This window comes from Phenylobacterium sp. VNQ135 (genome assembly GCF_049445735.1).
In the GTDB taxonomy this organism is placed as follows: domain Bacteria; phylum Pseudomonadota; class Alphaproteobacteria; order Caulobacterales; family Caulobacteraceae; genus Phenylobacterium.
On record NZ_JBMSDS010000001.1, the window covers coordinates 591,795 to 611,451 of the forward strand.

At 68.9% G+C, this 19,657-nt stretch carries 21 protein-coding genes; 13 read left to right on the forward strand and 8 right to left on the reverse strand.

The genetic code is table 11. The annotated features are described in order from the left end of the window. Window positions 1–125 precede the first annotated feature (125 nt). Together ACO2Q0_RS03170 and ACO2Q0_RS03175 are read right to left on the reverse strand one after the other, a co-directional pair. Window positions 126–692, reverse strand: a complete 567-nt coding sequence (locus ACO2Q0_RS03170; protein WP_423350023.1) for a hypothetical protein — start codon at window positions 690–692, stop codon at window positions 126–128. A 19-nt stretch (window positions 693–711) separates the two neighbouring features. Beyond that, window positions 712–909: a hypothetical protein gene (locus tag ACO2Q0_RS03175; RefSeq protein WP_423350024.1), complete on the reverse strand. Its 198-nt coding sequence runs from the start codon at window positions 907–909 to the stop codon at window positions 712–714. Between the two features lie 315 nt (window positions 910–1,224). Between ACO2Q0_RS03175 and ACO2Q0_RS03180 the strand changes: the two genes are divergently transcribed. Genes ACO2Q0_RS03180 through ACO2Q0_RS03190 form a run of 3 tightly spaced genes read left to right on the forward strand, consistent with a single transcriptional unit; the run spans window position 1,225 to window position 2,841 of the window. Beyond that, window positions 1,225–1,869: a LexA family transcriptional regulator gene (locus tag ACO2Q0_RS03180; protein ID WP_423350025.1), complete on the forward strand. Its 645-nt coding sequence runs from the start codon at window positions 1,225–1,227 to the stop codon at window positions 1,867–1,869. 47 nt (window positions 1,870–1,916) lie between these two features. Next, entirely contained in the window at window positions 1,917–2,249 is a 333-nt protein-coding gene (locus tag ACO2Q0_RS03185) for a hypothetical protein (protein WP_423350026.1), read from the forward strand. 40 nt (window positions 2,250–2,289) lie between these two features. Next, on the forward strand, window positions 2,290–2,841 hold the full coding sequence (locus ACO2Q0_RS03190) for an SOS response-associated peptidase (RefSeq protein ID WP_423350027.1): 552 nt from the start codon (window positions 2,290–2,292) through the stop codon (window positions 2,839–2,841). On the opposite strand, the gene ACO2Q0_RS03195 is transcribed toward ACO2Q0_RS03190, so the two are convergent. The 3 genes from ACO2Q0_RS03195 to ACO2Q0_RS03205 all read right to left on the reverse strand — a co-directional run bounded on the left by ACO2Q0_RS03195 (window position 2,842) and on the right by ACO2Q0_RS03205 (window position 4,584). Further along, window positions 2,842–3,048, reverse strand: coding sequence for a DUF3126 family protein (locus ACO2Q0_RS03195; RefSeq protein WP_257838872.1), 207 nt, complete (start codon window positions 3,046–3,048; stop codon window positions 2,842–2,844). It lies immediately after the preceding gene. A 64-nt stretch (window positions 3,049–3,112) separates the two neighbouring features. Continuing rightward, window positions 3,113–3,940 carry a serine O-acetyltransferase gene (gene cysE / locus ACO2Q0_RS03200; RefSeq protein WP_423350028.1) on the reverse strand — a complete coding sequence of 276 codons (828 nt, stop codon included), beginning with the start codon at window positions 3,938–3,940 and terminating at the stop codon, window positions 3,113–3,115. A gap of 29 nt (window positions 3,941–3,969) precedes the next feature. Then, window positions 3,970–4,584, reverse strand: coding sequence for an NUDIX domain-containing protein (locus ACO2Q0_RS03205; RefSeq protein WP_423350029.1), 615 nt, complete (start codon window positions 4,582–4,584; stop codon window positions 3,970–3,972). 95 nt (window positions 4,585–4,679) lie between these two features. Here ACO2Q0_RS03205 and ACO2Q0_RS03210 point away from each other — a divergent pair, with 95 nt between their 5' ends. After that, entirely contained in the window at window positions 4,680–5,291 is a 612-nt protein-coding gene (locus tag ACO2Q0_RS03210) for a nitroreductase family protein (protein ID WP_423350030.1), read from the forward strand. 193 nt (window positions 5,292–5,484) lie between these two features. Here the strand turns inward: ACO2Q0_RS03210 and queF are convergent, their stop codons facing one another. Continuing rightward, the gene (gene queF / locus ACO2Q0_RS03215) at window positions 5,485–5,940 is read right to left on the reverse strand and encodes a preQ(1) synthase (RefSeq protein ID WP_423350031.1); all 456 of its coding nucleotides are present in this window, start codon (window positions 5,938–5,940) and stop codon (window positions 5,485–5,487) included. Window positions 5,941–5,996: 56 nt separating this feature from the next. On the opposite strand from queF, the gene ACO2Q0_RS03220 reads away from it, so the two are divergent. The 4 genes from ACO2Q0_RS03220 to ACO2Q0_RS03235 all read left to right on the forward strand — a co-directional run bounded on the left by ACO2Q0_RS03220 (window position 5,997) and on the right by ACO2Q0_RS03235 (window position 10,133). After that, window positions 5,997–6,794, forward strand: coding sequence for an SDR family NAD(P)-dependent oxidoreductase (locus ACO2Q0_RS03220; RefSeq protein ID WP_423350032.1), 798 nt, complete (start codon window positions 5,997–5,999; stop codon window positions 6,792–6,794). 170 nt (window positions 6,795–6,964) lie between these two features. After that, the gene (locus ACO2Q0_RS03225; RefSeq protein WP_423350033.1) at window positions 6,965–7,663 is read left to right on the forward strand and encodes a TorF family putative porin; all 699 of its coding nucleotides are present in this window, start codon (window positions 6,965–6,967) and stop codon (window positions 7,661–7,663) included. 210 nt (window positions 7,664–7,873) lie between these two features. After that, complete coding sequence (locus ACO2Q0_RS03230; RefSeq protein ID WP_423350034.1) at window positions 7,874–9,811, forward strand: polysaccharide biosynthesis protein; 1,938 nt, start codon at window positions 7,874–7,876, stop codon at window positions 9,809–9,811. 55 nt (window positions 9,812–9,866) lie between these two features. Continuing rightward, window positions 9,867–10,133, forward strand: a complete 267-nt coding sequence (locus ACO2Q0_RS03235; RefSeq protein ID WP_423350035.1) for a hypothetical protein — start codon at window positions 9,867–9,869, stop codon at window positions 10,131–10,133. Between the two features lie 12 nt (window positions 10,134–10,145). Here the strand turns inward: ACO2Q0_RS03235 and ACO2Q0_RS03240 are convergent, their stop codons facing one another. Further along, window positions 10,146–11,996 (reverse strand): phosphoenolpyruvate carboxykinase (GTP), encoded by a 1,851-nt coding sequence (locus ACO2Q0_RS03240; protein ID WP_423350036.1) that lies wholly within the window; start codon window positions 11,994–11,996, stop codon window positions 10,146–10,148. 262 nt (window positions 11,997–12,258) lie between these two features. On the opposite strand from ACO2Q0_RS03240, the gene ACO2Q0_RS03245 reads away from it, so the two are divergent. From ACO2Q0_RS03245 to ACO2Q0_RS03265, 5 genes are all read left to right on the forward strand, one after another. Further along, entirely contained in the window at window positions 12,259–12,795 is a 537-nt protein-coding gene (locus ACO2Q0_RS03245) for a sigma-70 family RNA polymerase sigma factor (RefSeq protein WP_423350037.1), read from the forward strand. 97 nt (window positions 12,796–12,892) lie between these two features. After that, window positions 12,893–13,876: a FecR family protein gene (locus ACO2Q0_RS03250; RefSeq protein WP_423350038.1), complete on the forward strand. Its 984-nt coding sequence runs from the start codon at window positions 12,893–12,895 to the stop codon at window positions 13,874–13,876. A 42-nt stretch (window positions 13,877–13,918) separates the two neighbouring features. Beyond that, on the forward strand, window positions 13,919–16,303 hold the full coding sequence (locus ACO2Q0_RS03255) for a TonB-dependent receptor (RefSeq protein ID WP_423350039.1): 2,385 nt from the start codon (window positions 13,919–13,921) through the stop codon (window positions 16,301–16,303). Window positions 16,304–16,404: 101 nt separating this feature from the next. Then, a complete protein-coding gene (locus ACO2Q0_RS03260; protein ID WP_423350040.1) occupies window positions 16,405–17,217 on the forward strand; it encodes a glycosyltransferase family 2 protein in 813 nt (270 codons plus the stop codon). 86 nt (window positions 17,218–17,303) lie between these two features. After that, window positions 17,304–18,314 carry an NAD-dependent epimerase gene (locus tag ACO2Q0_RS03265; RefSeq protein WP_423350041.1) on the forward strand — a complete coding sequence of 337 codons (1,011 nt, stop codon included), beginning with the start codon at window positions 17,304–17,306 and terminating at the stop codon, window positions 18,312–18,314. Here ACO2Q0_RS03265 and ACO2Q0_RS03270 read toward each other — a convergent pair. Beyond that, window positions 18,311–19,537, reverse strand: coding sequence for a M24 family metallopeptidase (locus ACO2Q0_RS03270; protein ID WP_423350042.1), 1,227 nt, complete (start codon window positions 19,535–19,537; stop codon window positions 18,311–18,313). The two genes, ACO2Q0_RS03265 and ACO2Q0_RS03270, sit on opposite strands and share 4 nt — an antisense overlap. Window positions 19,538–19,657: the final 120 nt, after the last annotated feature.

The window sequence follows — 19,657 nt, forward strand, 5'->3', positions numbered from 1 at the left end:
GGCGACGTGCGGTGGACGCACTCATCAACGATGACACAAGTGTCTCATTAATGCGCGCGGCTGTCAAGAACAAAACGCGAACTTGTGAGGACCGATCAGTTGCCGGCGACGACCGTGCCTCGACTCTAGGCGGCGGCCAGAATGCTCAGCGCCACCTTGAGCACCGCCTCCAGGCGCACTCCGTCGCGGTCGCCAGCGGCTTCGCGCGGCGTCTTCTCCTCGCCGCAGATCACGTCGCAGGCTGCGATGAGATCCTGCTGCATGAGGAGCGTCCGACGGTAGCCGGCGAGCAGGCTCTGCGCCTGCGCCGTACCCTGGGCGTGCGCGACCAGATGCTTCAGCGACGGCCCGTTCGTGAAGGCGCCCTGCGGCCGGGCTTCCAGCGTCGAAGGCAGCGCCGGATCGAGCTTCGTCCGGCGGTAGGCCAGGCCGTAGCGTTCGCCCGCCGCCGCTTCCGCCGCCGTGACGCGCCCCTTCCGCATCAGCCATTCCAGGCCGGTCATCCGGCGCAGCGGCTGCGCCCGCGCCCGCCGCCCTGCGGGCTGCTCGAACGCGGCTCCTCGGCCGCGCGACAGCGCCACCGTCTCGGCGACGCCATCCATGACTGCGCGGGCCTCGGCGCGCGCCTGTTCCTGGCGCTCCAGCCGCAGCAAGGCCTCCCGCGCACGGCGGGCGACATCGTTCTTCGACATGCTGTTCTCCTGGAATTAGTCAGCGGCGCGCGCTGCGCGCCACTACGGCGTCCGCGAGCCGATAGACCGCCTCGCCCGCCTCTCGTTCGCCCTCGATGATCACCAGCCCGGCCGCCGTATGGGCCAGCAGCTCCCGCAGGAACTGGGCCCGTGCGGCCGGTTCGCGACGGCTGAGCGCCCGCGCCACCACCCGCGCCGCGTCCGGCGGAGACGTCATGACCGCAACGCCGGGTATCCGCCGGCCGCCGTGACCGATGCGACATGGCCATCATGGTCCGCGAACCGCGGCCGCATCTCGCCGCGCGTCGCGCTGCCGCGGAAGATCGCCTCCTGCTTGCGTCCGCGACTGACGCATAGACCCAGTTCAGTAGCGGCGCGCGAGGCGGGAGACCCGCCTCTCCGTAGGTTCGCATAGGCCAGCCCGGCCCAGGGATGCTGATCGCTCATGGATTTCTGTATATTATCTACATCTACATTGCGCAACGAATTTCTGCAGGTTATATACAGCGACGAGATGCCTCAGGACCTTCCCATGGACGGCCGCGCCGAACGCCTCCGCCGGGCCCGTATCGACAGGGGCTTCGAGACCGCCGCCGCGGCCGCCGACGCTTACGGTTGGAGCCGCAACACGTATGCGTCGAACGAGAACGGCAACGCGCCCTTCTCCTACCGCCGAGCGAAGGAGTACGCCGCCGCCTTTGGGGTCCGGCCCGAATGGCTCTACGACGCCGCCGGCCCGATGACCGGCGCGGCCGAAGCGGGCTTCGTCCAGGTGGTGGGCCGCGTGGGCGCCAATCCCGAGGGTGTCGTGCTCTTCGCGACCGGCCAGGATCCGGCCGAACTCGCGCCCATCCCTCCAGGCGGAACTGAGAAGGCGGCCGCTCTGAAGGTGGTCGGCCACTCCATGCGGGGCGTCGCCGACGACGGAGCCCTCATCTATTTCGAGGATCAGCGCACGCCGCCAACGCCGGACATGCTCGGCCATGTGGTGGTGGTGGAGACCGATACCGACGAGGTGCTGGTCAAGCGGCTCCTGCGCGGCTCGCGGGCCGGCCTCTACGACCTCGAGAGCGTCGCTGGGCCCATGCGCCACGACGCACGGCTACGCTGGGCCGCGCATATCACGGCGATCATTCCGCCATTCCAGGCTCGTCGCATCATTCGCGGCGCAGCTTAGATGCACAGATCGCTTGACTCGTGTTGTATATTTTATACATTAGCAGGATGAGCGAAGACGAGCGGCTTGAGGCCTTTCGCGCCCAGGCGCACGAGCGTGACTGCGCCGCCGTCCGTGGCGTCGCCTGGTCGGCTATGGGACCGGTTTCCTTTCGGCAACGCTCCACCGTCGCCCTGCAAGCAGATGCCTCCCGCCGGGCCGCCGCGCGCGACCTCTGGCGGAGCAGCGTCGCCGGGCGTGCGCTGACCGCCCTCTCCGAAGTGGAACGCCAGGCTGAGGCGATCCGGGCCGCCCTCTCCCGCGACCCAGCCCAGGACCTCGCCACCCGGGGCGCGGCGCTTACAGCTGCGGCCCAGGCCGTTCTACGCGCCCTGCGCTAGGCCGCTTGCCAACGGCGCCCCGGCCCGCCACCTCTGCCACATGTGCAACGAGTTCAGCTCCCAGCGCTCCCTCGACGATCTTCTGCTGGAGTTCGGACAGCTCAACCTGCCTCTGGAGTTCACCGGCGGTCGACCGAACCTGCAACCTCGCCCGTCCGTCCGCCCGACAGACCCTGCTCCGATCATCGTCGGCGAGGACGGCGGCGCGCGTCTCAAGGAGCTCCGCTGGGGCTTCCCAAACCCGAAGGGCGGTCCGGTGATCAACTTCCGGTCCGAAGGTCGGCGGTTCCCGACCGGACGGTGTCTCATCCCGATCGATGGCTTCTATGAGTTCACGGGCTCGAAGGCGCCGAAGTCCAAGTGGCTGTTCGAAGCGGTCGACGGGGCGATGCTGGGCGTGGCAGGCCTCGTCCGGGACGAGCGTTTCACCCTGCTGACCTGTGCGCCAGGGGCTGACGTCGCTCCCTATCACGACCGGCAGATCGCGATCCTGCCGCGCGCGCACTGGGCGGCTTGGCTGGGGCCGCCCGAGGAGCAGCCGCCGATCGAGCCCTTGCCCGTCGGCAGCCTCAAGGTGACCCAGGTCCGATGACTAGGGCAGGTCCTCGGCGAGAATGGCCATCTCGAACATGAACGAGCCGTCCTCGTCCTCATCCTGGAAGACGACGCCGATGAACTCCTCGCCGATATAGACTTCGCAGGAGTCCTTCTGCTTCGGACGCGGCACGAGGGTGATCCGCGCATTGGCGAAGGTCCCGCGCAGATGGCCTTCGATCTTGCGGATGGTCTTCTCGTCCACGCCAACGCTCCTTAAGTCCGAAAATCGGGCGCGAACCTACCGTCTCGGCGCGACCGAGGAAACCTCAGATCACGTAGTCGTACACAGCGTCGGCCAGTGTGTGGTCCATCCGCTTGGCCGGTTCTTCGCACGTGGGGCAGTTCACCAGCCGCGCCGGCACGCCGGCCGCCGTGCAGCCGGGCGGCACCGGCTTCAGCACCACCGAACCCGAGGCGATCTTGGCGTAGTCGCCGATCGTGATGTTGCCGAGCACCTTGGCGCCCGCGCCCAGCAGCACGCCCTTGCCCACTTTCGGGTGCCGGTCGCCGCGCTCGGCGCCGGTGCCGCCGAGGGTCACGCCCTGCAGCATGGAGACGTCGTCGCCGATCACCGCCGTCTCGCCGATGACGATGCCGGTGCCGTGGTCGATGAAGACGCCGCGGCCGATCTGCGTGGCCGGATTGATGTCAACCTGGAACAGCTCGCTCGAGCGGCTCTGCAGGTAGAAGGCCATCGTCTCGCGGCCCTCGCGCCAGAGCCAGTGTGCGACGCGGTGCGTCTGCAGCGCCAGGAAGCCTTTGAAGAACAGGAACGGCTGGACGTAGCCCTTGCAGGCGGGGTCCCGCTCGAACACCGCCTTCAGGTCGGCCTCGGCGACATCCACGATGCTGGGATCGCTGCCATAGGCTTCCTCGATCGTGTCCCGCAGGCTCATGGCCCGCAGCTCCTGGTCGCCGAGCTTCCGCGCCAGCTGGTACGACAGCGCGTCGCCCAGCGTCTCGTGGTTCAGGATCACCGCGGCCAGCAAGCTGGCGAGCGCCGCCTCGTTCTTGGCGGCGGCGTAGGCCTCGTTGCGCAGCGCGGCCCACACCGGCGGCGGGCTCGCAGCGCTGACCACCTCCAGACGGCTCATCGGCTCCTCCCGACCCATAGGCTTCTCCCTCAGCCTAACATGGCGCGCGCCAAGGCAGGCGCCAAATGCCCTTCACGCGCCATATGGTAAGCCCGCAGCAGCATCGCCACCGTAAGCACGTCCGGCATATGGCCGGCCAGCGCCGCCTCGAGCGCTTCGCGGAATGGGACCCGCGCCAGGGCCAGGGCTTCGGTTTCGTCGGCCTCATGCGCGCCGCCCGCCTCCGACAGCTCGAGCGCCAGGTAGCCGATCGCCCGCTCGTCGGTGATGGAGTTGGAGAGTTGGACCCGCATGAGCTCCCGCCACTCGGCGGCTTCCAGGCCTGTCTCCTCCGCCAGTTCACGTTTCGCGGCGTCCAGCGGGTCTTCCGCCGCGGGAGCGCCGCCCTCAGGGATTTCCCAGCTGTAGCCGCCGTGCGGAAGGCGGTGCTGCCCCACCAGCGTGACCGTGCCGTCGTCGTGCAGCGGCAGAACCGCGATGGCGGCGTTCTTGAAGCTGACGAGGCCGTACAGCGCTGGCCGGCCTGTGGGAGCGATCGCCTGATACTCCGTCAGGCTGATCCACGGGTTGTCGTAGATCGGTCGCCCTTCACCGCGCACCCAGGGCTTGCCGGACGCCTTGAGCCACACGGGTTTGCCGTTCATCTCTCGCCTCGGTTGCCGCCTTGTCTTGCAGATGGCGCGCGCCGCCCCATAAAGGGCGGGCCCCTTTCGGTTTCCTAAACGCAAAGTTCGCCCACTTGAGCCCTGTCCTGCCGCCCGAACCCGACTTCGGGGTCGCCCTGCCCGTCACGCCCGCCCCGGAGGTCCTGCGGTTCCTTGCGCTGCGCCGCTCCACGTCGGCGGTGACCCTCGAGGCGCCCGCGCCTGATGCGGCCGAGCTCGACCAACTCTTCCGCATCGCCGCACGCGCGCCCGACCACGGCAAGCTCGCGCCCTGGCGGTTCATCGTCCTGGACGGCGGCGACAAGGTCGCCTTCGCAGATCGGCTCGAGACCCTCGCCCGTAGCCGCGGAGACACGGGCCTCGTCGGCAAGCTGGCCAAGCTCCGCATCCCGCCGCTCGCCGTGGTGGTCGTTTCGCGGGTGAAGCCTGCGGCCATTCCCGAGTGGGAGCAAATCCTCTCGGCCGGCGCGGTCTGCACCAACTTCCTGAACGCCGCGCTCGCCATGGGCTATGGCTGCAACTGGATCACCGACTGGTACAGCTTCGATCCTGAAGCGCTCGACGTGCTGGGCCTGGGCGAAGGCGAGCGCGTCGCGGGGTTCATGATGCTGGGGACGCCGGGTGAGCCGCCGCTGGAGCGGGAGCGCCCCGACGTGTCCGGCCTCGTAAGCCGTTGGACACCCTGACCGCGAGAGGCCAGATACACAGCGGCCGGACGGCGCGCCGCGCCGCCCGGCCTGAGGTGACACGCCCGAGGAGAGTTGGGCACGTTCACCTATAGGCGTCTAAGCGCCATTTGGGAAGCCCGAAGAGCCTTTCCCGCTTTCGAGGCCTTAGCGAATGAGGCGGCGAACCGCGACCCCGCTCTGTCGCGCCCGCTCAGCCGCGACCGCGGTAAGGGGCCACCCCCTGGTCGGGCAGCCACACGCCCTCCGGCGCGGGGCCGCTCTGCCAGAACACGTCGATGGGAATGCCGCCTCGGGGGTACCAATACCCCCCGATGCGCAGCCACTGCGGCGAGAGCTCGCTCACCAGCCGGCGGCCGATGGCCACCGTGCAATCCTCATGGAACGCTCCGTGGTTGCGGAACGAGGCAAGATAGAGCTTCAGCGACTTCGACTCGACCAGCCAATCCTGAGGCACGTAGTCGATCACCAGGTGCGCGAAGTCGGGCTGGCCGGTCACGGGGCACAGCGAGGTGAATTCCGGCGCAGTGAAGCGCACGAGGTAGGCCGTGTCGGCGTGCGGGTTGGGCACGCGCTCCAAGATCGCGGCCTCGGGATTTTCGAAGCCCCGCACGTCGCGTCCGAGTTGGCTCAGATGGGTCTCTTCCATGCGCGCGGCTTTAGCGGCTACTAGGTCGCCAAACAACACGGCGCAGGGAGCGAGACATGGCTGGGGATTTTGCAGGGTTCGTGGTGGTGGTCACGGGAGCGTCCACCGGCCTTGGCCGCGCCGTCGCCGTCGAGACGGCGCGACAGGGCGCGGAAGCTGTCATCGTGAACTACGCCCGCAGCGCAGACGAAGCCGAGGAGACCGCGCGCCTCGTCCGCGAACACGGCGCGGAAGCCGTACTGGTGCAGGGAGACGTGGCTTCGGACGACGACTGCCGGCGCATCGCCGCGGCCGCCCAGCCGTTCGGTCGCATCGACGCCCTGTTCAACAACGCCGGGATCACGCGCTTCGCCGGCCATGCAGACCTCGATGCGGTTTCGGCCCAGGACTTCTTGGATCTCTACGCCATCAACGTCGTGGGGCCATATCAGATGATCCGAGCCTGCCGCAGCCTTCTCGAGGCGGCTCCTCGCCCCGGCGCTGTCGTGAACACCGCGTCGATCGCCGGCGTCACCGGCATCGGCTCCTCGGTGCCCTACGCGGCCTCGAAGGGCGCGCTCAACACCATGACGCTCTCGCTCGCCCGGGCCCTCGCGCCGAAGATCCGCGTCAACGCGGTTTGCCCCGGCTTCATCGACACGCCCTGGTTCGGCAAGGGCATGCCCGACGCCGCGGTGGAGAAGCTGCGGGCCAACGCCCAGGCGTCCACCCCGCTGCGCGCCGCGTCCACGCCGGAGGACATCGCCGCCTCGACGGTGTTCCTCGCCTCCCCCGCCTCCCGCCATGTCACGGGCGAGACCCTGCTGGTTGATGCGGGCATGCACCTGGGATTCGCGCCCACTGTCGCCCGCTGAGCGCTGCCCAAAATTGTGGCGCCGAGCCGCTGGGGCGCCCGAAGTTCGTCCAGCCCGTCCGCGGCTGGGCCTTAGCCGGCCCTCTGCGTTGATCTGACCGACCGCCGGTCGACGATGGCCGCGCACGGTCGGGCCGCGGTCGGATCGAGACATAAAAGGGGATAGAGACAATGAATAAGCTCAAAGTGTCGCTTCTGGCCGCCGTCGGCTCACTGGCCATCACGGGCGTCGCCCACGCTCAGGATGAGGGCCCCGTTTCGCTCTCGTTCAACGTCGGCGCCGCCACCGAGTACGTCTTCCGGGGCGTGAGCCAGACCGACGAGGATCCGCAGGTGTTCGGCGGCGTGGACGCCACCCTCGGCTCCATCGGCTACGCCGGCGCCTGGGCCTCCAATGTCGACTTCGGCGACAGCACCGATTTCGAGTTCGATCTGTACGCCGGCGTGAAGCCGACCGTCGGCGCGGTCAGCCTCGACATCGGCGTGATCTACTATGGCTACGCTGACCAGCCGTCCGGCGCGAACTGGGACTACTGGGAAGGCAAGGTCGCCGCTTCGGTGCCGGCGGGCCCCGCGACCCTGGGCGCCGCCGTCTATTACTCGCCCGAGTTCACCGGCAAGACGGGAGACGCCTGGTACTACGAGGCGAACGCCACTGTGCCGATCCCGAACACCAAGTTCAGCGTCTCGGGCGCTCTCGGTCACCAGACTATCGACCAGGCCGGCGACTACACGACCTGGAACGTGGGGGTCGGTTTCGCCCTGACCGACCATATCGGCTTCGACGTCCGCTATTGGGACACCGACGCCCACGAGTTCGGCAAGCTGTACGACAGCCGCATCGTCGGCGGGCTCAAGCTCTCCTTCTAGCGCCTCCAAGAGGGAGAATGGAACGCCGCCTCGGACATCACCGGGGCGGCTTTTCGTTTGCGCCGGCGGCCGCGGCTTCCTAATTAGACCCGCCGCCGGACATAGGGATCGATGCCGCTCGCGCCGTCCTATCCGTGTCTGTAGAGTTTCCTGGGCGGCCGCTTCCGGCCCCCATATTTGGCGAGTCGGAAGGTTAGCGGAGTGCGACGCATGGAGCGTGTGGCTTTCCGGGCCCAGACGGTCGTCGCGGACGTGGCTCTCGCGGCCGTGGCGTTTGCGCTCGCGTTCATCATCGCCCGCAGCCAGTTCGGTCTCGGCCTGGCCGACCTCCCCGGCGCGCATTTCGTCCAGCTTACATCCCTCTACGGCTTGCTGGCCGGCGTCTTCGCGCTGCTGTTCCGCCGCGAGCTGTCGCCTTGGCGCTATGTCTCGATTCCGGACGCCCTGGTCCTGGCGCGCAGCGCCCTGCTTACGGTCGGCGTCTTCCTGCTCGGCGTCTTTGTCCTGAACCGCGCCCAAGGCGTCCCGCGCTCGGCCCTGTTCATGGCTCCGCTGTTCCAGATGGTCTTCTCCATGGGGGTGCGCATCACCCGCCGCGCGCTGCATGAGCGGGCCCTGGAAAGCTTCTCGCCGTTGAAGACCGTCAGCGATCGGCTGGCTCAGGCGCCGACCCTGCTGCTCATCGGTCCGCCTTCGCTGGCCGACACGTACCTGCGCGATGTCGCGCGCAGCCATGATCGCACATATACGCCCGTCGGCATCGTCACGACGGAGAAGCGTGACGTCGGCCAGCAGGTCCGCGGCGTCTGCATCCTCGACACCCTCGAACGCCTGGACGAGGCGCTGGCCGAGCTCCGTCGTTGGAACCGCTACCCGCGCGCCATCCTATTCCTTGAGGAGCCCGCGCGCCTCAAGGGCCTCACCGCCGACCAGCTCGGCCGACTCAAGAACGACGGCATCCGCCTGCTCCGTCTGCCCTCGATCGTAGAGCTGCCGCAGCACGACAGCGTCACACTGCTGCCGATGCGCGACATCAACATCGAGGAACTGCTCGCCCGCGATCCCATCGAGCTTGACCGCGGAGCGATCGCCAAGCTGATCCGCGGCCGCCGTGTGCTCGTGACTGGCGCTGGCGGGTCGATCGGCGGCGAGCTCTGCCGGCAGGTCGCGGCGTTCGATTGCGCCCACCTCACCCTGCTCGACATCTCGGAGACCTCGCTCTTCGAGATCGACCGGGAAATGCGCGAGACCTTCCCGCACATCCCGCGCAAGGCGGTGATGTGCGACGTGCGTCAGGCGGCCCGGCTGACCGCCGCCTTCAAGGAGGAGAAGCCCGACCTGGTATTCCACGCCGCGGCGCTGAAGCACGTCTCGATGGTGGAGCACCATCCTTGCGACGGCGTGCTCACCAATGTCATCGGCACCTGGAACGTCACCGAGGCCTCGAAGGCCTGCGGCGCGGGCCAGATGGTGCTGATCTCCACCGACAAGGCCGTGGACCCGACCAACGTCATGGGCGCCACCAAGCGGATGGCCGAGGCGGTGATCCAGGCGCAGCAGTCCACCGGCAGGGGCACCCGCTTCTCCGCCGTGCGCTTCGGCAACGTGCTCGGCTCGGCTGGCTCGGTCGTGCCCATCTTCAAGTCGCAGATCGAACGCGGCGGGCCGGTGACGATCACCCATCCGGAGATGGAGCGGTTCTTCATGACCATCCCGGAGGCGGCGCAACTCGTGCTGCACGCGACCGCCACGTCCGCCGAGGGCGAGCGTCGCGACGCACGCCTCTTCCTTCTCGAGATGGGCGAGCCGGTGCGGATCCTCGACCTTGCCAGGCAGATGATCGCTCTCTCGGGCCGCACGCCCGGCCGCGACATCGAGATCGAGATCACGGGTCTCCGCCCGGGCGAAAAGCTCACCGAGGCGCTGCTCGACGAGACCGAGAGTTCGGTCCCGTGCGCGCCCAAGGTGTTGGAGGTCATCAGCAACTCGGCTTTGCGGGTCACGCCCAACCACCTCGCACAGCTCGAGGCCCTCGCCGCCACAGGCCAGGTGGAGGATGTACGCAACGCCCTCTTCAATCTGGTCGCGCAAGTCCGGGGCGAAAAGCCCGCGGGCTCTCCGAACCTGCGGGTGATCGCCGGCGGCTGATCGCCGCGCGCCGCCGCCCGTTTTCCGCCGCTTTCTCAACTCATAGGGGCGCGCCATGGGCTACGCCGTCGGTCTAATCGGTCTTGCCGCGCCTATGGCCGCGGTCGCCGCCATCTTCCGCTACACCAGCCGCGCCGAGCGCCGCCGCCGGCAGGCGCTCTTCCCGAGCTTGCATGCGCCGGAACAATCGGCGCCGCCCCAGCAACCCGTCAGGCTGGAAGACACTGACACCTTCGGGGCGTGGCAAGCGGGCTTCTCCAGCCAGTCGGAGAGCGGTGAATCGCAAAAGGCCGCGGACCCGCCGCGGCCTTCACGATCCTAAGCGACAGGCGGCCTACTCGGCGGCCACCACCTCGAGCGACTTGGTCCCTTCGAGGCGCTTCACCAGCGCGTCGTACTCGGCCCACAGGCCTTTGGGCGTGTGCTCGCCGAACTTCTGGTAGAACTCCGGGATCAGCGCCGCTTCCTGGCTCCAGATATCGGGATCCACTGTGAGCAGCAGGTCGAGCTGGCTGTCGCTGAGCGACAGTCCGGACAGGTCCAGGCTTTCCTTGGTGGGCACCTTGCCGATCGGCGTGTCGACCGCGTCCGCCCGCCCTTCCAGCCGCTCCACGATCCACTTCAGGACACGCGAGTTGTCGCCGAAGCCCGGCCACACGAACTTGCCGCGCTCATCCTTGCGGAACCAGTTCACGAAGTAGATGCGCGGCAGCTTGGCCGTGTCGGCCTTCTCGCCCATCGCCAGCCAGTGGGCGAAGTAGTCGCCCATGTTGTAGCCGCAGAACGGCAGCATCGCGAACGGATCGCGGCGCAGCTCGCCGATCTTGTTCTCGGCCGCCGCAGTCCCTTCCGAGGCCACGTTCGAAGCCATGAAGACGCCGTGCCGCCAGTCGCGGGCCTCGGTCACAAGCGGCACCGCCGAGGCGCGGCGGCCGCCGAACAGGATGGCCGAGATCGGCACGCCGGCCGGATCTTCCCACTCGGGCGCCACCACCGGGCACTGCGAGGCCGGAACGGTGAAGCGCGCGTTCGGGTGGGCGGCCGGCTCGTCGCTGTCAGGCGTCCAGGAGCGGCCCTTCCAGTCGGTCAGGTGCGCCGGCGGCTCGGCCGTCATGCCCTCCCACCAGACGTCGCCGTCATCGGTCAGGGCGACGTTTGTGAAGATGCAGTTCGAATGCAGGGCGTCGATGGCGTTCTTGTTGGTTTCGACGCCGGTGCCCGGCGCCACCCCGAAGAAGCCGGCCTCCGGGTTGATGGCGTAGAGGCGGCCGTCTTCGCCGAACCGCATCCAGCAGATGTCGTCGCCGATCGTCTCGGCCTTCCAGCCCTCCAGCGTGGGCTGGAGCATGGCCATGTTGGTCTTGCCGCAGGCGCTCGGGAAGGCGGCTGCGACATAGCGGACCTGGCCTTCGGGCGAGGTCAGCTTGAGGATCAGCATGTGCTCGGCGAACCAGCCCTCGTCGCGCGCCATGACCGAGGCGATCCGCAGGGCGAAGCACTTCTTGCCCAGCAGGGCATTGCCGCCATAGCCCGAGCCGTACGACCAGATCTCGCGCGTCTCGGGAAAATGAACGATGTATTTGGTCTCGTTGCACGGCCAGGCGACATCGCTCGCGCCGTCCAGCAGCGGCATCCCCACCGAATGGACCGCCGGAACGAAAAAGCCGTCCTCGCCCAGTTGGTCGAGGGCGGCTTGGCCCATCCGCGTCATGATCCGCATGGATACGGCGACGTAAGCCGAATCGGTGATCTCCACGCCGATGGCGCTGATCTTGGAGCCGAGCGGGCCCATGCAGAACGGCACGACGTACATCGTGCGGCCACGCATCACGCCCTTGAACAGGTCCTTCAGATCGGCCCGCATTTCGGTCGGATCGAGCCAGTTGTTGGTGGGGCCGGCGTCCTCGGCCTTCTCCGAGCAGATGAAGGTGCGGCTCTCCACGCGCGCGACGTCCCGCGGATCCGAAACGGCGTAGAACGAGTTCGGCCGCTTGGCGGGGTTCAGCGGCTTCAACGTGCCGGCGGCGACGAGTTCGGCCGTCAGCCGATCCCACTCCGCATCCGACCCGTCACACCACACCACGCGATCCGGCTGCGTCAGCGCGGCGATCTCGCCGACCCACTGGACGAGCTTGGCGTGTTTCGTCGGCGCGGGCGCAAGTCCCGGGACGGTGGGTTGGCTCATAGACGAAACTCCCTGGCCCCAACTGAAGCGCCGGACCGGGCCGAACGCTCCTTACACGTGAGCAACTCCTTAACCGCGGAACGCGCGTCTGCCTACCGCGAGGCGCGGCCTGGAGGCTGCGCCGTTGCATCAACGTCCGAAAACGCGGAGCGGCCCTCGCAGTTCACGCCCAATTGCACGAACTCACGTTGGGTGAGGGACGGGCGTCCGGGCGAATCGCAATCCCGTTGGCGGCATCCCCCGAATGGGGCATGTGTCGGCCATGGCCGGTCGGGGAAAGTCGGCAGCAGGCGATCCGCTCCTCGAGACATATCTCGAGCGACGGGCGAACCTTGTCCGCTTCTTCGCCGCCAGAGCCGGCTCGACCGCCGCAGCCGAGGATCTGGCGCAGGAGCTCTACCTCAAGCTGGCGGGGCGGGATCCTGGAGCTTCGACGGAAAACCCGACCGCCCTCATCTATCGGGCAGCCGTCAACCTGGTGCTGGACCGGGCTCGCGCCGAATCGCGGTCGCGCGGGCGCGAAACCGCCTGGCGCGAAACGGCCCACGCCACCCTCGGCGGCGAGGACGTGGCCGACCTGCCCCCGGCCGATCAGGTCGTGGCCTCTCGCCAGAGGCTGGCGCAGCTGGTGGATGCACTGGCCGGACTGCCGCCACAGATGCAGCGGGCGTTCCGCCTCCACAAGCTCGACGGCCTTTCCCACGCCGAGACCGCTCAGGCGATGGGGCTTTCGGTGAAGTCCGTGGAGAAGCACGTCAGCGCGGCGCTCAAGGCGCTCACGGCGAAGCTCGGCGCATGATCTACCGCAAATTGCATTGTCCAACTGGGGGGCGCTACCCGGCCGCGGCGTCTAACCTTTCAGGAGGCGACCGTTCGCGGAGTCGTGGGGAAGGACCATGAGCGAGCTGCGGCGATATGAAGGCGAGGACGCCCGGCGCGAGGCCGCGGCCGACTGGGTCGTGCGCCTCCGCGCGGACGAAATCGCCGAAGCTGACATCCTTGCGTTCGACGCCTGGCTCTCCTCGTCGCCCGAGAACGCCCGCGCCTACGATCAGGCGGTGGAGATCCTGCACGCGTATGTCCGGAACGCGGGGCGGGTCGCGGAAGGGCTGAGCCGGCGCCGCGCCGGTCTTTCAAGTCGTCGGCGAGCCTGGTTGGGCGCCGGCGCTGTCGCGGCTGCCGCGGCAGGCGCGCTATTCCTGGTTCCCCAGTTTCGCGCGCCTGAGACGCAGACCTACGCCACGGGCATCGGGGAGCGTCGCACCGTCACCCTGGCCGATGGCTCGACGGTCGACCTGAACGCTGCAACCCGGCTCTCCGTCACCCTGCGCCGCGACCGCCGGGACGTCACGCTTGAACAGGGCGAAGCCGTCTTCGACGTCGCCCATGACGCCGGCAGGCCTTTCGAGATCGCCGCCGGCGACCGCGCCGTCCGCGTGGTCGGCACCCAGTTCGACGTCCGGCGACGCGACGGCGATCTTTCGGTCACGGTGGCCCGCGGGGCCGTCGAGGTGCGCCCCGCCGGCGGCGCGGGCGGCCGGGCCTATCGCCTGCACCCGGGTCAGCAGCTCGAGCACCGCGAAGGCGCGGCTCAGGTTTCCGTCGGAGGCGTCGATCCCCAGGAAGTCCTGGGCTGGCGGACGGGCCGCCTCGTCTACCGCGAAGAGCCGCTGGGGCAGGTGGTGGCCGATCTGAACCATCAGTTCGCCACGCCGATGCGGATCGAAGATCCGGTCCTCGCGGCGACGCCGATCTCCGGCGTCCTCGTCCTGGACGATCAGGATGCGGTTATCCGTCGCCTGGCCTTGCTGGTTCCCATAAGCGCGGTACCTTCCGCGACAGGTCTGGTCCTGCGGCGCGAGGGCGCGCCCGTTCAGTGATCAGAGTCCTGATGGGGTTTAGGGGCGATCACACCTCGAGGCTTGCCTCTGCAGGCGTTGCTGGCCGGCGGACTGATCGCGTGCACCGCGACCGTCGCTGAGGCCGCCGATGCGCGCCTGCGGCTCTCCATACCGCCGAAATCCTATGCCGACGCCCTGATCGATCTCGGCATCCAGGCGAACGTTTCCATCGTCGGCACCTCGGCCTGCGGGCGCGGCGGACGAGTCGAACTCCATGGCGGCTACAGCCTGCAGGAGGCGCTTGGCCGTCTCCTGGCAGATGCGCCGTGCCAGGCCCGCCTGGTGGATCCCCGCACGGTGCGCATCACCCCATTCACTCCCGATGCCGCTCCGGCGCCGGCCCGGATCGCCGCGAACCAGCCGCTCCTGGTCTCCGAGCTCGTGGTGACCGCCGCGAAGCGGCCCGCCAGCCTCGACCTTCTGCCGGCCGGCGTCAGCGCGATCTCCCGCGAGCAGATCGCCGCAACCGGCGCCGCCGACGTCGGCCAGACGGTCGGCCAGGTCGCGGGCGTCCTCACCACCAACCTCGGCCCTGGCCGGGACAAGCTGCTGATCCGCGGGCTTTCGGACGGTGCGTTCACCGGCCGGGCTCGCTCGACGGTCAGCACCTACCTCGACGACGCTCTGATCAACTACAACGCCCCTGATCCCGACCTCCGGCTCGTCGACGTCGAGCGGGTCGAGGTGGTGCGCGGGCCGCAGGGGGCGCTCTACGGCTCCGGCGCGGTATCCGGCATCTACCGGATCATCACTCGCCGCCCCGATCTCGAGACCAAGGAGGCTGGCGCGGCCGCTACGCTCGCCCTGACAAGGGACGGCGAGCCGAGCCGCGAGGTGGAAGGCTATCTGAGCATCCCGCTCATCGGCGGGACGGCGGCGCTGCGCATCGCCGCCTACCATGACTATCGTGGCGGCTATCTCGACGACACCCGCACCGGTGAAAAGGACGTGGATCGCACGGTTCGGAACGGCGGCCGCCTGACGCTGCGGGCGCGCCTCGGCGACGACTGGGAGGTGAACCTCCGCGGCGCAACCCAGCATCTCCGCACGAAGGACGCACAGTACGTCTATCCCGCCATGGGAACGCAGCGGGTCTCGCCCTTCCGTGAAGGCCACGACAACGACTTCTCCCATGCCGCACTTGGCGTCTCTGGCCGCCTGGGCGAGGCGGAGGTCGCCTCCTACACCGCCTACGTGCGCCACACCTTCACCAGCCAGTACGACGCCACGGGCGCCGGCGTGTTCAACCGGCCTGGCGAGAGAGGGCTCTACGTCGAGAACACGCGGGTCAACATGCTGGTCGAGGATCTGCTGATCCGCTCCGGCTCCGGCGGACGCCTCGATTGGCTGGTGGGCGCCTTCGCCTCGCTGACCTTGGAGCAGTCGCCCTCGCGCGCCGACTTCATCGCCGCGAACGGCGCCCTCACCACCAGCTATCGCGAATTCCGCAAGGACCGGCTGGAGGAGGTCGCCCTCTACGGCGAGGCCGGCTACGAGTTCGCCGCCGGCTGGAAGGCCACGCTCGGCGGCCGCCTGTTCCGCAGCCGCGTCCGCACCTCGGCCGACGTCGACGTTTCGCCTACCGTGCTGCTCGCCACCTCCCGGGTCGTGGACTACGCTCGCTCATTCGACGGCTTCTCGCCCAAGATCGCCCTCCAGCGTGAGTTCGCCAACGGCAGCCTGGCCTACGCCCTGGTCTCCGAAGGCTACCGGCCCGGCGGCTTCAACACCGCCGGCGTGCAGCGCCTCCGCGCGGATCGAACGTTCTTCGAGCCCGATCGTCTGCGGAACTACGAGGTGGGCGCCAAGCTGCGCCTGTTCGAGGGCCGGATGGCCCTGCGATCGGCCGCCTACTACGACGAGTGGCGCGACATCCAGACGGACCAGTACCGTCTGACGGGCCTTTCCTACACGACGAACGTCGGCGACGCCCGCATCCTCGGCCTCGAAGCGGAGGTCGGCTACGACTGGGACTTCGGGCTCTCGCTGCAGGTCAACGCCCTGGTCACCGACTCCCGCGTCACCAACACCAATCCCTCGTTCACCGGGCCGGTCGCCAACGAGCTGCCGGGCATCCCCGAGGCCTCGGGCGGCATGGTCGCCATCTATCAGCGTGCTCTGCAGGGCGATCTGATCATGCGGTTGGTCGGGGAAGCCAGCTATGTCGGGCGGTCGGCCATCTCATTCGACGCCGATGTCACCCGCGACATGGGCGACTACGTCCGCGCGCGGCTCGCCGCCGAGGTGGCGACCGACGCCTGGAGCGCCGCCGTCTTCGTCACCAACCCGCTCGACGACGAGAGCGACACCTTCGCCTACGGCAATCCGTTCAGCTTCCGCACGGTCCGGCAGGTGACGCCGCAGCGGCCCCGAACCTTCGGCGTGCGGCTGGCCGCCAACTTTTAGACAAAATCCACCATGCCGGGCGGGGGGGCTCGCGCCTGGGCGGCGTCTTATCAGCAAGGCCCGGGAAGATCGGGCCGGGACAGGGCTGGAGGCGGGGCAAGGTGGTCAGGCTATCGGCGCTGGTTTGCGTGCGCGACGGGGAAGCCGACCTCGCCGCGTGCCTGCGCAGCCTCTCATTCTGCGACGAGGTCGTGGTGGTCATCGACCGCGGCGCCGAGCGCGCGCGCGAGGCGGCCCGGCGAGCCGGCGTCCGGGTGGTGGACGGCATCTTTCCACTGCCCAGCCAGGCGCGCACCGCCGGGGCTGAAGTCTGCACCGGTGACTGGATCCTGGAGGTGGAGCCCGACGAGCGGATCGACCGCGCTCTCGCCTGGGAAATCCGCGCCGCGCTGCAGATGCGCCCTGAGGGCGACTGGTTCGAGGTTCCGATCGACAACTACGTAGGGGAAGCCCTCGTGCGGCAAGGCTGGACGGGGGCGCTGGGCGCCGACCGGGGGGTCCGTCTGAGCCGGCGCGGGGTGAAGTCCTGGCGGCCGGGGCGGTGCGCGACCGCTGTCCTGGCGGGGGGAAGCGCCGGGGCGTTGAAGGGCGCGATCCGCCGTACGGCGGGCCGTGACCTGGGCCAGCTGGTCGCGCGGCTGGACCTTGAAACCGGCCTGGCGGCCGAGGACCTCGCGGATGTGGGCCGGGTGTCCGGCCTGGCCCGCGCCCTGCTCGCAGGAGCAGGAGCCACGCTCCGCAGCTACCTGATCCGCCAGGGTTGGCGTGAAGGGCGGCTAGGCCTCATCGTGGCGCTGCTTTCGGGCCTCCATCCCGTGCTCACGCAGATGCGCGCCGCCGAGCTGCTGTCCGCGCGGGAAGCCGAGGCCGCACGTCTTCTCGCCAATCCGCTGCGTCGCGCGGCGGTCGGCTAAACCCTCGACGCCGGTCGACTCTCCGGCATCCGGAAGCTACCCAGGCGTGCGCGCAGGGCCGCGCGCGACGGTTCTGGAGTGAGACCTTGGCCATCCTGGTGACCGGCTCGGCCGGTTTCATCGGCTTCCATCTGAGCCGGCGGCTGCTGGAGCGCGGCGAAGCGGTGGTCGGGCTCGACAGCCTGAACGCCTACTACGATCCCCAGCTCAAGGCCGCGCGCCTTGCAATCCTGGAACGCCACGAGGGCTACCGGCACGCCAAGCTCGATCTCGCCGACCGCGAGGGTGTCGCCGCCCTGTTCGGCGAGACCCGGCCAAGCGGAGTGGTAAACCTGGCCGCCCAGGCAGGCGTCCGCTACAGCCTGGAGAAGCCCGAGGCCTATGTGGACTCCAACGTGGTGGGCTTCCTCAACATCCTGGAAGGCTGCCGCGCCGTGCAGCCCCGCCACCTGATGTACGCCTCCACCAGCTCGGTTTACGGCGCCAACGGAAAGCTGCCGTTCAACGTCCACGACCACGCCGTCCACCCAATCACGCTCTACGCCGCGACCAAGCTCGCCAACGAGGCGATGGCGCACAGCTACTCGCATCTCTTCGGCGTCCCCTCGACCGGCTTTCGCTTCTTCACTGTCTACGGCCCGTGGGGACGGCCGGACATGGCGCTCTTCAAGTTCACCGACGCGATCCTCAAGGGGCGGCCGATCGACGTGTACGGCCAGGGCAGGATGCAGCGCGACTTCACCTATGTGGAGGACATCGTCGACGGGCTGGTCGCCGCGCTCGACCGTCCGCCGCAACCGAACCCCGCCTGGGATCCGCAAGCGCCCGATCCGGCGACGAGCGGCGTCGCGCCGTGGCGCGTCCTGAACCTGGGCGCCGGACGTCGCGTCGAGCTGATGCGCTACATCAAGGTGCTGGAGGAGAAGCTGGGGCGTAAGGCCGAGCTCAACCTCATGCCCATGCAGGCCGGCGACGTCGCCCGGACCGAAGCCGACACCGAGGAAACCCAGGCCGTCCTCGACTACCGTCCCTCCACCTCGGTCGAAGAAGGCGTCGGCCGCTTCGTCGACTGGTACCGCGAGTACTACCGGGTCTAGACCGGGCGATCGATCGAGGCCGGCGGCTGGGAGAACCACTTCGGCCCCTGCGTCGTCATGTAGATGCAGTCTTCCAGACGGATGCCGAACTCGCCCGGGATGTAGATTCCCGGCTCATTCGACAGGCACATGCCGGGCGCGAGACGGGTCCGCTCACCGCGCACGAAGTTGATCGGCTCGTGGCCGTCCAGACCGATCCCGTGGCCCGTCCTGTGCGAGGTGCCGGGCAGCCGGTAGTCGGGGCCATAGCCCAGCGAGGCGTAGTAGGCTCGGACGGCGTCATCCACCCTTCCCGCCTCGACGCCGAGTTGCGCCGTCTCGAACGCGATCTGCTGGCCGCGGCGCATCTGGTCCCAAACGGTCCGCTGACGTTTCGAGGCCTCGCCGAAGACGAGCGTGCGGGAGATGTCGGACTGATACCCCTCGAAGGTGCAGCCGCAGTCCATCAGCACCACCTCGCCGTCGCGCACCGCCTGCGGCTTCCCCGAACCGTGCGGATAGGCGCTGGCTTCCCCGAGCAGGATCAGCGCGAACTCCGGGGAACCGCCGAGCGCTCGGGTGGCGCCGTCCATGATCTTGCCGATGTCCCCAGGCGTCATGCCGCGCTCGATGCGCGGGACGGTGTGCCGGTAGGCCGCCACCGTGATGTCGGCGGCATGCTGCATCAGCGCGATCTCGGCCGACGACTTGATCATCCGGCAGGCGCGGACCACGCTCGCGCCGGAGCGCACCGTAAGGCCGGGCAGATGCTTCTGCAGGCCGTCCACGGCGAAGAAGCGGACGGTCTCCTCGACGCCCACGGCGCCCGAGGCGAGTTTCTTCTCCGTCAGCCAGCCGGCGACCAGCTTCAGCGGGTCCTCGTGCTCCTGCCACGTCCGGAATTCGCCGGGGATCGCCAGGGTCTCGCGGACCGACGGCTCCTCGAAGAACGGCGTGACCACCAGGATCTCGCCTTCGACGGGGATCACCGCCGCCGTCAGGCGCTCGCTGCGCCACCACTGCACCCCAGTGAAATAGACAAGGCTGGCGCCCGGCTCGATCAGCAACGCGGACAGGCCCTGCTCGCGCATAAGCCGCTGCGCCTTGGCAAGACGGGCCGCCCGCTCCGCCTGTCCGATCGGCGGCGGCGCATTTGGCAGCGGGGACAGGTCAGCGGCCGCGGCGGGGAGCGCAGCAGCGCTCAGCGAGGCGGCCCCGAGGGCGAGCAGGCGACGACGGTCCATGCGGCAAGCTGTCCCGAGTTCGCGGGCTGCGTCCAGGGTCGCCCGGAAACAAAAAGCCGCGCCCTGCGGCGCGGCCAGTTAAGGGAGGAAACGCCCCGAAGGGCAGGACCACCCTTGCGT

Excerpts from the sequence above, each read along its gene's own strand:
- ACO2Q0_RS03170 (WP_423350023.1), bottom strand. The coding sequence starts at position 692 with ATGTCGAAGAACGATGTCGCCCGCCGTGCGCGGGAGGCCTTGCTGCGG.
- ACO2Q0_RS03175 (WP_423350024.1), bottom strand. The coding sequence starts at position 909 with ATGACGTCTCCGCCGGACGCGGCGCGGGTGGTGGCGCGGGCGCTCAGC.
- ACO2Q0_RS03180 (WP_423350025.1), top strand. The coding sequence starts at position 1,225 with ATGGACGGCCGCGCCGAACGCCTCCGCCGGGCCCGTATCGACAGGGGC.
- ACO2Q0_RS03185 (WP_423350026.1), top strand. The coding sequence starts at position 1,917 with ATGAGCGAAGACGAGCGGCTTGAGGCCTTTCGCGCCCAGGCGCACGAG.
- ACO2Q0_RS03190 (WP_423350027.1), top strand. The coding sequence starts at position 2,290 with ATGTGCAACGAGTTCAGCTCCCAGCGCTCCCTCGACGATCTTCTGCTG.
- cysE (WP_423350028.1), bottom strand. The coding sequence starts at position 3,940 with ATGAGCCGTCTGGAGGTGGTCAGCGCTGCGAGCCCGCCGCCGGTGTGG.
- ACO2Q0_RS03205 (WP_423350029.1), bottom strand. The coding sequence starts at position 4,584 with ATGAACGGCAAACCCGTGTGGCTCAAGGCGTCCGGCAAGCCCTGGGTG.
- queF (WP_423350031.1), bottom strand. The coding sequence starts at position 5,940 with ATGGAAGAGACCCATCTGAGCCAACTCGGACGCGACGTGCGGGGCTTC.
- ACO2Q0_RS03220 (WP_423350032.1), top strand. The coding sequence starts at position 5,997 with ATGGCTGGGGATTTTGCAGGGTTCGTGGTGGTGGTCACGGGAGCGTCC.
- ACO2Q0_RS03225 (WP_423350033.1), top strand. The coding sequence starts at position 6,965 with ATGAATAAGCTCAAAGTGTCGCTTCTGGCCGCCGTCGGCTCACTGGCC.
- ACO2Q0_RS03230 (WP_423350034.1), top strand. The coding sequence starts at position 7,874 with ATGGAGCGTGTGGCTTTCCGGGCCCAGACGGTCGTCGCGGACGTGGCT.
- ACO2Q0_RS03235 (WP_423350035.1), top strand. The coding sequence starts at position 9,867 with ATGGGCTACGCCGTCGGTCTAATCGGTCTTGCCGCGCCTATGGCCGCG.
- ACO2Q0_RS03240 (WP_423350036.1), bottom strand. The coding sequence starts at position 11,996 with ATGAGCCAACCCACCGTCCCGGGACTTGCGCCCGCGCCGACGAAACAC.
- ACO2Q0_RS03245 (WP_423350037.1), top strand. The coding sequence starts at position 12,259 with ATGGCCGGTCGGGGAAAGTCGGCAGCAGGCGATCCGCTCCTCGAGACA.
- ACO2Q0_RS03250 (WP_423350038.1), top strand. The coding sequence starts at position 12,893 with ATGAGCGAGCTGCGGCGATATGAAGGCGAGGACGCCCGGCGCGAGGCC.
- ACO2Q0_RS03270 (WP_423350042.1), bottom strand. The coding sequence starts at position 19,537 with ATGGACCGTCGTCGCCTGCTCGCCCTCGGGGCCGCCTCGCTGAGCGCT.